14 protein-coding genes are annotated in these 11867 nt (G+C 65.6%); 9 read left to right on the top strand and 5 right to left on the bottom strand.

The annotated features are described in order from the left end of the window. Window positions 1-81: 81 nt before the first annotated feature. Complete coding sequence (locus KXV01_RS07765) at window positions 82-1560, bottom strand: N-acetylmuramoyl-L-alanine amidase (protein ID WP_263467652.1); 1479 nt, start codon at window positions 1558-1560, stop codon at window positions 82-84. Between the two features lie 193 nt (window positions 1561-1753). Between KXV01_RS07765 and KXV01_RS07760 the strand changes: the two genes are divergently transcribed. From KXV01_RS07760 to KXV01_RS07745, 4 genes are all read left to right on the top strand, one after another. Further along, window positions 1754-2878 carry a GNAT family N-acetyltransferase gene (locus KXV01_RS07760; protein ID WP_263467651.1) on the top strand — a complete coding sequence of 375 codons (1125 nt, stop codon included), beginning with the start codon at window positions 1754-1756 and terminating at the stop codon, window positions 2876-2878. Between the two features lie 65 nt (window positions 2879-2943). Beyond that, window positions 2944-3684, top strand: coding sequence for a leucyl/phenylalanyl-tRNA--protein transferase (aat, locus tag KXV01_RS07755; RefSeq protein WP_049412355.1), 741 nt, complete (start codon window positions 2944-2946; stop codon window positions 3682-3684). Between the two features lie 86 nt (window positions 3685-3770). Next, entirely contained in the window at window positions 3771-3989 is a 219-nt protein-coding gene (infA, locus tag KXV01_RS07750; RefSeq protein WP_005409596.1) for a translation initiation factor IF-1, read from the top strand. 89 nt (window positions 3990-4078) lie between these two features. Continuing rightward, window positions 4079-4579, top strand: coding sequence for a hypothetical protein (locus KXV01_RS07745; RefSeq protein ID WP_263467650.1), 501 nt, complete (start codon window positions 4079-4081; stop codon window positions 4577-4579). A gap of 48 nt (window positions 4580-4627) precedes the next feature. Here the strand turns inward: KXV01_RS07745 and KXV01_RS07740 are convergent, their stop codons facing one another. The 3 genes from KXV01_RS07740 to clpA form a co-directional block, all read right to left on the bottom strand. Further along, window positions 4628-4915, bottom strand: a complete 288-nt coding sequence (locus tag KXV01_RS07740; protein WP_049412360.1) for a HigA family addiction module antitoxin — start codon at window positions 4913-4915, stop codon at window positions 4628-4630. A gap of 8 nt (window positions 4916-4923) precedes the next feature. After that, entirely contained in the window at window positions 4924-5202 is a 279-nt protein-coding gene (locus KXV01_RS07735; RefSeq protein ID WP_164283663.1) for a type II toxin-antitoxin system RelE/ParE family toxin, read from the bottom strand. Window positions 5203-5378: 176 nt separating this feature from the next. Continuing rightward, complete coding sequence (clpA, locus tag KXV01_RS07730) at window positions 5379-7664, bottom strand: ATP-dependent Clp protease ATP-binding subunit ClpA (protein ID WP_049439660.1); 2286 nt, start codon at window positions 7662-7664, stop codon at window positions 5379-5381. A 138-nt stretch (window positions 7665-7802) separates the two neighbouring features. Here clpA and KXV01_RS07725 point away from each other — a divergent pair, with 138 nt between their 5' ends. Then, entirely contained in the window at window positions 7803-8615 is an 813-nt protein-coding gene (locus KXV01_RS07725) for an APH(6) family putative aminoglycoside O-phosphotransferase (protein ID WP_111096959.1), read from the top strand. 100 nt (window positions 8616-8715) lie between these two features. Here KXV01_RS07725 and clpS read toward each other — a convergent pair whose 3' ends face one another. Then, window positions 8716-9042 (bottom strand): ATP-dependent Clp protease adapter ClpS, encoded by a 327-nt coding sequence (gene clpS, locus KXV01_RS07720; protein ID WP_005416477.1) that lies wholly within the window; start codon window positions 9040-9042, stop codon window positions 8716-8718. 112 nt (window positions 9043-9154) lie between these two features. Between clpS and KXV01_RS07715 the strand changes: the two genes are divergently transcribed. The 4 genes from KXV01_RS07715 to hflD are packed head-to-tail and all read left to right on the top strand — an operon-like array spanning window position 9155 to window position 11841. Continuing rightward, window positions 9155-9628 (top strand): hypothetical protein, encoded by a 474-nt coding sequence (locus tag KXV01_RS07715; protein WP_005416476.1) that lies wholly within the window; start codon window positions 9155-9157, stop codon window positions 9626-9628. Window position 9629: 1 nt separating this feature from the next. Then, window positions 9630-10091 carry an NUDIX hydrolase gene (locus tag KXV01_RS07710; protein WP_100478071.1) on the top strand — a complete coding sequence of 154 codons (462 nt, stop codon included), beginning with the start codon at window positions 9630-9632 and terminating at the stop codon, window positions 10089-10091. Continuing rightward, entirely contained in the window at window positions 10088-11230 is a 1143-nt protein-coding gene (gene mnmA / locus KXV01_RS07705) for a tRNA 2-thiouridine(34) synthase MnmA (protein WP_263467649.1), read from the top strand. Before KXV01_RS07710 ends, mnmA begins: the two co-directional genes overlap by 4 nt. Next, window positions 11227-11841, top strand: coding sequence for a high frequency lysogenization protein HflD (gene hflD, locus KXV01_RS07700; protein WP_099495663.1), 615 nt, complete (start codon window positions 11227-11229; stop codon window positions 11839-11841). Before mnmA ends, hflD begins: the two co-directional genes overlap by 4 nt. The last annotated feature ends 26 nt before the right edge of the window (window positions 11842-11867 follow it).

The raw sequence follows: 11867 nt of genomic DNA, 5'->3' as shown, positions 1-11867 counted from the left end.
AGAGTCGAGCTATGCTCGACTAAGAAAAACGGGCGCATAAGCGCCCGTTTTCGCAACCCTACTACCCGCTCCAGGCACCACTCAGGCCCGGACGCAGGACTGGGTGAACGCCACCGGTGCCGCGACGACATCGTCCGCATCGCGCAACAGGACATTCCAGCGGACTGAGCCGGGCTCCGTGGAGGAGCAGCTCACTTCGAACTTCACCGGCGCATCCGGATCTTCAAAGCGGCCCTTCCACGGCGTGCAGTATCCGGGCCGGTCGCAATCTGCCACGACCACTTCAAGTTCCAGGGGGTACTGGGGATTGCCCGCGAAACCCACTGTCAGCTCGCGCATCGCCTGCAGCGGAACCTCGACATCGGGAAGGGGGTCGAGCGTCAAAGGCTCACAAGCCTTGCCCTGTGCCCACAGGCGATAGCCCTTCTCCACCCCTTTCATCGATGCCGAGCGGAAGACGGGGTCCTGCAAGGCGGCCACATCGTCAGGATTGGAGTGGTAGGCGGTTTCGATGATCACCGAGGGCATCTTCCCAATGCGGTTCTCGCCGTGCCTGGCCGAGGTCGAACTCTCGCGAATCGGGAAATCCCGATAGCCCGGTTGCGCTCGGATGATTTCACGCATCCCACAGAGAATGCTATCCGCCAGCGCCTTGTCCTGCGGTTTGTCCTGATGATAGTAGACCTCGGTTCCACGCAGACTGGCTGAATCGCTGCCATTGGTGTGCAGGCTCAGCATCACATCCACACCCAGATGGTTTGCGTAGTTGGGGCGAGCCCGTATGTCCTCTTCCTTTTCGCGAGCAGACTCTGGGCTGTTCGGAAACTCATTCCACATGTCGGTGCGTTCGGGGAAAAGCGCCTTGAGGTGGTAGCGGGATGACATGTGCTCCCATGGCTTCCCGGACTCCGGATGGAGTTCCGTGGAGCGGCTGCGTGCCCGGTGCACAGTCAAACCGCTACGTTGTTCGATCAATCCTTGCAGTTCGTCACCAAACAGTGGACTCAGCGTGTCTTCCTGAATGCCGAGAGGCGCTGGGCGCTGAAACTTCCATTCTCTGCTGGGATGCAAGCTGATGTAGCCATGGCTTGCTGACACCAAAGCTGATGTATGCGTCGACTTCTCGTTCGTCTTCGGCGGAACGGCCAGATCCTCGGGGTAGTATTCCTCAAGGGTTTTTCCGTCAAACAGGAAGTCAATATCATTCACATCCAGTCCCGACTTCTCGGCGTAGTACCTCAACGTAGACGCCATCGGAATCAGGAAGAGCTCGTCATAACCGCGATCCGGGCCGGGAAGGTATCCAGGCCCAAAGCTGATCACCATCGATCTTGCCTTCACATCAAGACGGATGCTGACGCTGATTTGTCGCAGCTCACCCCTCTCCTGCAAATGACGCGTCAGCTGGTTCGCAGCTTCACGCTCCAGCAGCGCAACCGCCTCCGCGTAGGCATCTGGATCCTCAAGCACTTTCGCCGGCTGATCTCCAGAAGCCAACACGGGCGGCGCAAAGATCAGGCCGCACGCGACCGCGGCAGTTGCAAGCTTCAATCCCTTCATTGTTGATTCCTCCATGTGGTGGGACACGCGCCGCTCATGCGGCGTCCCGCCACCCTGCCCAGCCGCGCGACGGCGATTCCGCAACACAGCGCACACGGATGGAGAATTCAGATTTTCCTCACCTCCAACCGAAACAAACCAACCCAGCCCCGCCAACACCGTTCGCGATCCACCTGGCCTATCCTTGCCAACCATGCCCTCCACCCGCTTCCTCGACTCCCTGCAGTCCATTCCCGCCACCGACTGGGACGCCCTGCACGACGGCCAGAATCCGTTTATCAGCCACGCCTTCCTTTCAGGCCTGGAAGAGCATGGCTGCCTGCGCGAGGACTGGGGCTGGCAACCCCGGCACTTCACGCTGTGGGAGGGCGAGCGCCTGATCGGCGCAATTCCGGGCTACCTGAAGACCAACTCCCACGGCGAATTCGTGTTCGATCACGCCTGGGCCAATGCCTATGCCCGCCATGGCCGCGACTACTACCCGAAGTGGCTGGGCGCGGTGCCGTACTCGCCGGTCACCGGGCCGCGCCTGCTGGCCCGTCACGATTCAGAGCGCACTACGCCGCTGTCGGCGTTGCGCGATGCACTGCCGGCACTGGAGGTGTCATCGGCCCATATCAACTTCCACACCGCAGCGGACGAAGCGCTGTTCGGCGATGACTGGCTGCTGCGCGAGGACGTGCAGTTCCAGTGGCAGAACCCGGGTGACTGGGCGACATTCGACCAGTTCCTCGGCGCGATGAACCACAAGCACCGCAAGAACATCCGCCAGGAACGGGCCAAGGTCGCCCGCCAGAGCATCAGCTTCCGCGTGGTGCACGGCGATGAAGCCAGCCGTGCCGACCTGCAGGCGATGTACCGCTTCTATCTGCAGACCTTCCTCGAGTACGGCAACGCCCCGGCACTGACCGAGGCCTTCCTGCGCCATCTGGCCATTTCATTGGGGCGCGGACTGGTGCTGTTCCTGGCCGAACAGGACGGCGAGCCGATTGCCGGCGCGCTGTGCCTGCGCGGTGGCGACACGCTGTACGGCCGCTACTGGGGTGGCGCTACCCTGCCCGGCCTGCATTTCGAGGCCTGTTACTACCAAGGCATCGAGTACTGCCTGCGCGAAGGCCTGAGCCGTTTCGAGCCGGGCGCGCAGGGCGAGCACAAGCTGGCGCGCGGCTTCCTGCCGACCCTGGTGCGCAGCCGGCACTGGGTGGCCGACGCGGACTTCGCCGAGGCGTTGCAGGAGTGGTGCCGGCAGGAGCGGCGCGATGTGCGCCGGTACCGGCAGGAGCTGCTGGGGCACAGCCCATTTCGCGCGGACGGGTGACCTGCCAACCAAGGTTGGCATCTACCGCGGCATTCACGCGGGGCCGCGACGAATACAATGCCGGCATGACCCGCCAGCTGCCCTGGCGCCTGGCCGATGCGCCGGACGCGCCCTTTCCCCCGGCCGAGACCGCCCTGCGCCAGCCCGACGGCCTGCTCGCGGTGGGTGGCGACCTGCACCCGGCGCGCCTGCTCAACGCGTATGCGGGCGGCATCTTTCCGTGGTTCAGCGAAGGCGAGCCGATCCTGTGGTGGTCGCCTGACCCGCGCATGGTGTTCCGCACCGATGGCGTGCACCTGTCCAGCCGCTTCCGCCGCCAGTTGCGCGGCAGCACGTGGGAGGTCACCGCCGACACCGCCTTCAGCCGGGTGATGCGCGCCTGCGCGGCGGCACCTCGGCCCGGCCAGGACGGCACCTGGATCAGCCCGGCCATGATCGAGGCCTACAGCCAGCTGCACGACCTCGGCTTTGCCCACTCGTTCGAGGTCTGGGACCGGCAGACGCTGGTCGGGGGCATCTACGGTGTGGCGATCGGTACCGTATTTTTCGGCGAGAGCATGTTCAGTGGCGCCAGCGGTGGTTCCAAGATCGCGCTGGCGGCACTGGCGTCCACACTTCACGGCTGGGGCTGGGAGCTGATCGACGCCCAGGTGGAAAATCCGCACCTGCTGCGGATGGGCGCCGGACACCTGCCGCGCGCGGAATTCCTGCAGCACGTGCGCCAGGCCGTGCGCCGTGACAGCCGTGAAGGCCCGTGGACACAGGCCGTCGGACGCTTGCCAGCCCAGCGTTTGGCCGGCGGTTAACGCAAACTTTGCAAGCTGGGCCGGTCACGCGTAAAATACCGCGCCTTAGGCCCAGCGTGGCCGTTTTCTGAACCGCACAGGACTACATGTCGAAAGACGATTCCATCGAGTTCGAGGGCACCGTCAGCGAGACGCTGCCGAACACCACTTTCCGCGTTCGCCTGGAAAATGGGCACGAAATCATCGCCCACATCTCCGGCCGCATGCGCAAGAACTACATCCGTATCCTCACCGGTGACCGGGTCAAGGTTGAAATGACCCCGTACGACCTGACCAAGGGTCGTATCACCTACCGCATGAAGTAAGCGGTCGGCGCGCTGCGCAACGTCGACAAGGCCAGCCCTGGTTGCTGGCCTTTTGTCATGCCTGCCATCCGGCCCTGCCGGAGGTCATCGTGACCGAACTCACCGTGACGTCGGTCAGCCCTGCTTGCGGCAGATTCGCATCTGCGTCCGTGGCGGCATCGTGGGACCCGATCCAGTCCGGATCGCCATCCCCTGCCCCCGCCATGAACATGCCCTCGCTGACCGCCCTGCTCATCGCCCTCGTCGCGTCCGCCAGCGCGCTGCCTGCACGCGCCGCCGATACCCCCACTGCGGCGAACGCCGCTGACTGCGTCCAACTGGGCGGCGACCAGCAACTGGTGCGCGCCGGCGCCTCGCGCAACATCCTGCTGCGCAATGGCCAGGACCATTACGTCGTGCATTTCCAGGACGACTGCTCGGCGGCAGGCTACTCGCGGAAACTGAGCTTCGCCACGGACGGCCAGCAGGGCCTGCTGTGCGCTGCCGGCCGCAGCCAGCTGCTCACCGATTCCAGTCGCTGCATCGTGTCGCAGATCGAGCCAGTCGACGAGGCAACCTTCAAGAAGAAGGCCCGCCAGCGCAGCCGCTGACGTCGCGTACGACAAGGGCGGCCGAAGCCGCCCTTGTCAGGAGGGGTGTCACCGCACAGGCGCAACCAGTGGCAGCACCCGCGGCTGCTCGTGCTGCCGCGCGAGCCAAAGGTCGTAATTGGATTGCAGCCCCATCCAGAAAGCCGCCGTACTGACCCCGGCCATTTCCAGGCGGATGGCCAGATCAGGACTGATGCCCGCCTTGCCGTTCAACACCCGCGACAATGCCACCCGCGACATAGCCAAGCGCTCGGCCGCTTCGGTCACCGAGAGATCCATCGGATCGAAGACCATCGCCTTGATCGTCTGCCCTGGATGTGGGTGGTGATGAATCATGCGCAACCTCAGTGATAGTCCAGGTAGTCCAGCAGCTCCACATCGCCACCGGTGAAACGAAAGGTGATCCGCCAGTTGCCATTGACCCACACAGACCAATGCCCCCGCAGGTCGCCCCGCAGCTTGTGTGGGCGCAATCCAGGCATGGCGAGATCCTCGGGACCCGATGCCACATTCAGGATCGACAGGATCATCAATACCCTGCTGGTGTGACTGTGTCGGATCCCGCTGCTGCTACCGGAGCGGTAGAGCCGCTCGAGGCCTTTGTGGCGAAAGCCGATGATCATCACTGTATCCCGTATCGTTGCGCGATACAAATGAAGTAATCCCGTCGCGCTCACGAAACAGCATTGATGCGTTCGCACCCCTCCAGCAAGGCCGCAAGCGACAGGCCCAGCACAACAAGGGCGGGCCGAAGCCGCCCTTGTCATGTCAGGTCCGCCGAAACCGGACGGAGGTCAGCTCATTCCACCGTGACCGGCAGCAAGCGCTCCGGTTCGGCCTGGGTCTCGACCACCAGTTCGTCGTCACGCACATCGATGCTCACCTTGCCGCCGTTGACCAGCTTGCCGAACAGCAGCTCGTCGGCCAGCGGACGCTTGATCCTGTCCTGGATCACGCGGGCCATCGGGCGCGCACCCATCAGCGGGTCGAAGCCGTGGTGGGCCAGCCAGTCGCGCGCGGTCGGCGTGGCCGACAGGCTGACATGCTTGTCCTGCAGCAGCATCTCCAGCTCGATCAGGAACTTGTCGACCACGCGCAGGATGTGCTCGAAGCCCAGCGCCTGGAACTGCACCACCGCATCGAGGCGGTTGCGGAATTCCGGGGTGAAGCTGCGACGGATGGTCTCCATCGCGTCGGTGGCATGGTCCTGCTTGGTGAAACCGATCGAACGCCGCGAGGCTTGCGCCGCGCCGGCATTGGTGGTCATCACCAGCACCACGTTCTTGAAGTTGGCCTCGCGACCGTTGGTATCGGTCAGCACGCCGCGGTCCATCACCTGCAACAGGATGTTGAAGATGTCCGGGTGCGCCTTCTCGATCTCGTCCAGCAGCAGCACGCAGTGCGGCGTCTTGACGATCTTCTCGGTCAGCAGGCCGCCCTGGTCGAAGCCCACATAGCCCGGAGGCGCACCGATCAGGCGGCTGATCGAATGCGGCTCCATGTACTCGGACATGTCGAAGCGGACCAGCTCGATGCCCAGCTGCAGCGCCAACTGCTTGGTCACCTCGGTCTTGCCGACACCGGTCGGGCCGGCGAACAGGAAGTTGCCTATCGGCTTCTCCGGGTTGCCCAGGCCCGAGCGGGCCAGCTTGATTGCCGAGGACAGCGTCTCGATGGCCGGATCCTGCCCGAAGATCACCATCTTCAGGTTGCGCTCCAGGTGCTGCAGCACATCCTTGTCGGTGGCACTGACCTGCTTGGTCGGGATGCGCGCCATCTTGGCCACGATCGCCTCCACTTCCTCGACGTCGATCAGCTCCTTGCGCTGCCCTTCCGGCAGCAGGCGCTGGCGGGCACCGGCCTCGTCGATCACGTCGATGGCCTTGTCCGGCAGCAGGCGGTCGCCGATGTGCTTCACCGACAGGTCCACCGCCGCCTGCAGCGCTTCATCCGAATAGGTCACGCTGTGGTGCAGCTCGTACTTGGACTTCAGGCCCTGCAGGATCTCGTAGGTCTCGCCCACTGTGGGCTCGACGATATCGATCTTCTGGAAGCGGCGGGCCAGCGCCCGGTCCTTCTCGAAGATGCCGCGGTATTCCTGGAAGGTGGTCGAGCCGATGCAGCGCAGCTCGCCGGAGGCCAGCGCCGGCTTGATCAGGTTGGACGCATCCATGGTGCCACCCGACGCCGAGCCGGCGCCGATGATGGTGTGGATCTCGTCGATGAACAGCACTGCGTTGGGCACCTTCTTCAGCGCGGTCAACACACCCTTCAGCCGCTTCTCGAAGTCGCCGCGGTACTTGGTGCCGGCCACCAGCGCGCCCAGGTCGAGCGAGTAGATCACCGCGTCGGCCAGCACGTCGGGTACCGAGCCCTCGACGATGCGGCGGGCCAGGCCCTCGGCGATGGCGGTCTTGCCCACGCCAGCCTCGCCCACGTACAGCGGGTTGTTCTTGCGGCGGCGGCACAGGACCTGGATGGTGCGCTCGATCTCATCGCCACGACCGACCAGCGGATCGATGCGGCCGGAGCGGGCCTGTTCGTTGAGGTTGCTGGCGAACTCGGTCAGGGCATCGCCCTTCGGCTCGCCCTCCCCGCCTTCCATGCGGCCCTCACCCTCGGAGGAAGAGGACGGCTGCTCGCCTTCCTCGCCCAGCTTGGCGATGCCGTGGGACAGGTAATTGACCACATCCAGCCGGGTGACATCCTGCTGGTTGAGGTAGTAGACGGCGTGGGAGTCCTTTTCGCCGAAGATGGCGACCAGCACGTTGGCGCCGGTGACCTCCTTCTTGCCCGAGGACTGCACGTGGTACACGGCCCGCTGCAGCACCCGCTGGAAGCCCAGGGTCGGCTGGGTGTCACGGCCGTCGTCTTCGGCCAGGCGGGACACCGAGGCCTCGATGGCCTGCTCCAGCTCCTGGCGCAGGCGTTCGGCGTCGGCACCACAGGCCTTCAGTACGGCCTGGGCGGACGGGTTGTCGAGCAGTGCCAACAGCAGGTGTTCGACCGTCATGAACTCATGCCGGGCCTCACGGGCGCGCTTGTAGCACTGGCCGATGGTGTGTTCGAGGTCTTTGCTGAACATGGATTACTCCGGCGGCAGATGGGGACAATATGCGGCCTGACTACGCGATTTCCATCACCCTAGCGGATTGCTGCGTTCAGATGGCGTTAGCAGTGCAGATCGCTTGATCTTCATTCACTCCAGGACAGCCCGCCCAGCATGAGCGAACCCTACCTGAGCCGCTGGCGATTGCGGCGTGATGGCCCGGCCATCGAAACACCCCACGCCCGGCTCTGGCCGGTGCTGACCGCCACCGGCGCGCCGGCGATGCTGAAGATCGCCGACGAAACCGAGGAGCAGAACAGCCATCGCCTGCTGCGCTGGTGGGACGGCGATGGCGCTGCCCGGCTGCTGGCCCACGAGGGGCCGGCGATCCTGATCGAGCGCGCCAGCGGTCAGTCGCTGCGGCAACGCTCGATCGATGGCGCCGATGACGCCTGCACCACGATCCTGTGCCAGGTCCTGCAGCGGCTGCACCGGCCACGGAGCGCGCCGCCAGCAGACCTGGTCTGCCTGCGTAGATGGTTCGCCGACCTGCTGCAGCCAAGGGCCGCGCTGCCGCCACTGCTGGAACAGTGCAGATCACTGGCAGAAGGGGTGTTGCAGGAAGAACAGGAGATCCGGCCGCTGCACGGCGACCTGCACCATGACAACGTGCTGGATTTTGGTGCGCGCGGCTGGCTGGCGATCGATCCGAAGCGGCTGCTGGGTGACCGCGCGTTCGACTACACGACGTTGTTCAGCAATCCGGACCTGTGCGGCCCCGGCATCCACGTGGCCACGCGGCCGGAGCGGTTTGCCGCGCGCGTAGAACAGGTGACCGCGCTGGCCGGCCTCGAGCGCACCCGCCTGCTGCGTTGGGTCGCTGCCAGCGCAGGGCTGTCGGCGGTGTGGTTCCGCGATGATGGCGACCCAGCGGATGTGGACGAATCGGTCGCGAGGATGGCGTTGCAGGCGCTGGCGGAAGCGTGATCCGGCTGTAGAGCCGAGCCTGCGCTCGGCTGCTCTGCCAGCGATCTGGATACCCGCGCGAACAGCAGCCGAGCATGGGCTCGGCTCTACAAAAGGCCGGTCAGGCCTTTTCCATCGTGCACAGCAGCGGGTGCTGGTTCATCCGCGAGTACTCGTTGACCTGGGCAACCTTGGTCTCGGCCACTTCGCGGGTGAAGACACCGCAGACGCCGCGGCCGCGGGTATGAACGTGCAGCATCACCTGGGTGGCCTTGTCCAGGTCCATGCTGAAGAACTGCTGCAGCACATCCACCACGAAATCCATCGGGGTGTAGTCGTCGTTGAGCAGCATCACCTGGTAGAACGGCGGCGGCGCCACTTCCGGGCGCGCGGGCTCCACGGCAACGCCGTGCTCGTGCTGGGAATCGGGGGAGGACTCATGGGGCATCCATCCATTATAAGGGCTAGGGCAGGCCTGCGTCGGCCCGCCGCAGATTGGACGGCACGCACGCCCGCCGTCACAATTGCACCCTCTCCCAACACTGTTTCACAGGATCTTCATGAAAAGGACCCTTCTTCCCGCCCTGCTGATCGCGCTGGCCGCTGCCGGCTCTGCCACTGCCGCAACCAGCGCCGACAAGTCCGTGGCCCGCCACCTGGACAAGCTGGGCTATACCTACGAGGTCGACGAGGATGGCGACTACCGCATGGTCTTCGACGTCGAGGGTGACCGCACCCAGATGGTCTACGTGCGCTCGGCGGTGGAGGATTTCGGCAGCCACAACATCCGCGAGATCTGGTCGCCGGCCTACAACGCCAAGACCAAGCAGTTCCCGGTGGCCGTGGCCAACCGGCTGCTGGAGGATTCGCAGGACGCCAAGATGGGGGGCTGGGTAAAGCAGGACACCACCGCCATGTTCGTGGTCAAGATCGACGCCGATGCCACCCCGGACCAGCTCAGCGACGCCATCGATGCGGCCATCCGCACCGCCGACGCGATGGAGCTGGAGCTGACCAAGAAGGACGAGTTCTGAGTTGAACGCCACGCCGGACCCGCGCTGGGCACCGCACGCCACCGTCGCCACGGTGGTGGTCGACGGCGGCCGCGTGCTGCTGGTCGAAGAGACCATTGAAGGCCGCCAGGTGCTGAACCAGCCGGCCGGCCACCTCGAGCCAGGCGAAAGCCTGGCCGAGGCAGCCCTGCGCGAGACCCGGGAGGAAACCGGCTGGACCGTGCAGCTGACCCATTTCATCGGCTGCTACCAGTGGACTGCCGGCGACGGCACCGCCTTCCTGCGCTTCTGCTACGCAGCGCGCCCGCTCTCGCACGACCCGGCCCAACCGCTGGATGCCGGCATCGACCGCGCGTTGTGGCTGACCCCTGCCGAGCTGCAGGCCGCCGGCGAGCGCCAGCGCAGCCCGCTGGTCTGGCAGGTGGTGGCGGATTACCTGGGTGGCCAGCGCCATCCGCTTTCGCTGGTCCGGGAGGTCACATGAGCACGCCGCGCGTGATGGTGGGCGTCTCTGGTGGTGTCGACTCTTCGGTCGCCGCGTGGCGCCTGGTCCAGCAGGGCGAGGCCGTGGCCGGCCTGTTCATGCAGAATTGGGCCGACGACGGCAGCGGTGACTGCCGCGCCGAGGATGACCGCCGCGATGCGGTCGCCGTATGCGGCCTGCTCGGTATCCCGTTCCACTTCCGGGACTTTTCCAGCGAGTACTGGCAGGGCGTGTTCGAGCACTTCCTGGCCGAATACGCCGCTGGCCGCACGCCGAACCCGGACGTGCTGTGCAACCGCGAGGTGAAGTTCAAGCATTTCCTGGATGCCGCCCGCGAGCTGGGCGCCGAGCGCATCGCCACCGGCCACTACGCGCGGGTGACCCAGCGTAGCCACCAGTGGCTGCTGCTGCGCGGCGCCGACCGCTCCAAGGACCAGAGCTACTTCCTGCACCAGCTGGGCCAGGAGCAACTGGGGGCCACCCTGTTCCCGATCGGCGACCTCGAGAAGACCGACCTGCGACGGATTGCGCGCGACGTCGGACTGCCGACCCACGCCAAGAAGGACTCCACCGGCATCTGCTTCATCGGCGAGCGCGACTTCCGCGAGTTCCTCGGCCGCTACCTGCCGGCCAGGCCCGGCCAGATCCTCGACCCGACCGACGGCAGCGTGATCGCCGAACATCCGGGCGTGTTCTATTTCACCCTGGGCCAGCGCGAGGGCCTGAACATCGGCGGCGTACGCGGCCGCCCGGCCGCCCCGTGGTACGTGGTCGGCAAGGATGTGGCCAGCAACGTGCTGTACGTCGACCAGGACCGCGACAGCCCATGGATGCTGTCCGAGCGCCTGCGATCGGAGGCGGCGCATTGGATCGCGGGCTCGCCACCCGCGCGACGCTTCGAATGCAGCGCCCAGACCCGCTACCGCCAGCCCGATGAGCCGTGTACGGTCGACGTGCTGGACGATGGCAGCGTGCTGGTCACCTTCGCGCGCCCGCAGCGTGCCGTTACCCCCGGTCAATCGCTGGTGCTGTATGACGGTGATGTGTGCCTGGGTGGCGCGGTGATCGCCGCCACCGATGCGCCGCTGGAACAGCGCCTGCGCACCACCCCCTCCCCTTTTGAGGTAATCGCTGCATGAGTTTCACTGTCGACGACCGCGTCCTGGCCTTGGCCGGCATTGCCCAGGCCCTGCAGCAGGTACGCCGCATCGCCGATACCGGCCATTCCGACGCCGCCGCCGTGCGCACCGCCGTGGACAGCGTGTTCCGCGTCGATGCGTCCTCGCCGCAGGCGGTGTTCGGTGACCGCCATGCACTGAAGGCCGGGCTGCGCCTGTTGCACAACTACTTCCGCAACCAGGGCCAGGATCCGATCCTGCCGAAGCTGGCGCTGTCGGTGCTGCAGCTGGAGCGCCGCTTCGTTCAGGATGGCGCCACCGTGAACAAGGTTGCTTCGGGCATCGAGCGTGCCCGGCGCCAGGCCACCGAACTGGGCGACAGCGGCCACCCGGATGTGCTGGCCAGCCTGGGCAGCCTGTATGCGGACACCATCAGCCACCTCAAGCCGCGGGTGATGGTGCAGGGCAACCCGCACTACCTGGGCCAGGCCGGCGTGGTGGCGGAGATCCGAGCCCTGCTGCTGGCCGCGGTGCGCGCGGCGGTGCTATGGCGGCAGCTGGGCGGCAGCTACTGGGACTTCCTGTTCGGGCGAAAGGCCATGATCGAGGCCGTGGACCGCCTGCTGGCCTGAGGGTGTGGGGTCAGAGCCCTTTTCCA

Origin of the sequence: Stenotrophomonas sp. Ps181 (assembly GCF_025697425.1) — a bacterium.
GTDB lineage: Bacteria > Pseudomonadota > Gammaproteobacteria > Xanthomonadales > Xanthomonadaceae > Stenotrophomonas > Stenotrophomonas sepilia.
Note: the sequence above shows the minus strand (reverse complement) of the source record. Positions and strands in the feature narration are given on the sequence as shown.

Coding starts and splice junctions, on each gene's coding strand:
- KXV01_RS07765 (WP_263467652.1), bottom strand. CDS start 1,560: ATGAAGGGATTGAAGCTTGCAACTGCCGCGGTCGCGTGCGGCCTGATC.
- KXV01_RS07760 (WP_263467651.1), top strand. CDS start 1,754: ATGCCCTCCACCCGCTTCCTCGACTCCCTGCAGTCCATTCCCGCCACC.
- aat (WP_049412355.1), top strand. CDS start 2,944: ATGACCCGCCAGCTGCCCTGGCGCCTGGCCGATGCGCCGGACGCGCCC.
- infA (WP_005409596.1), top strand. CDS start 3,771: ATGTCGAAAGACGATTCCATCGAGTTCGAGGGCACCGTCAGCGAGACG.
- KXV01_RS07740 (WP_049412360.1), bottom strand. CDS start 4,915: ATGATTCATCACCACCCACATCCAGGGCAGACGATCAAGGCGATGGTC.
- KXV01_RS07735 (WP_164283663.1), bottom strand. CDS start 5,202: ATGATCATCGGCTTTCGCCACAAAGGCCTCGAGCGGCTCTACCGCTCC.
- clpA (WP_049439660.1), bottom strand. CDS start 7,664: ATGTTCAGCAAAGACCTCGAACACACCATCGGCCAGTGCTACAAGCGC.
- KXV01_RS07725 (WP_111096959.1), top strand. CDS start 7,803: ATGAGCGAACCCTACCTGAGCCGCTGGCGATTGCGGCGTGATGGCCCG.
- clpS (WP_005416477.1), bottom strand. CDS start 9,042: ATGCCCCATGAGTCCTCCCCCGATTCCCAGCACGAGCACGGCGTTGCC.
- KXV01_RS07715 (WP_005416476.1), top strand. CDS start 9,155: ATGAAAAGGACCCTTCTTCCCGCCCTGCTGATCGCGCTGGCCGCTGCC.
- mnmA (WP_263467649.1), top strand. CDS start 10,088: ATGAGCACGCCGCGCGTGATGGTGGGCGTCTCTGGTGGTGTCGACTCT.
- hflD (WP_099495663.1), top strand. CDS start 11,227: ATGAGTTTCACTGTCGACGACCGCGTCCTGGCCTTGGCCGGCATTGCC.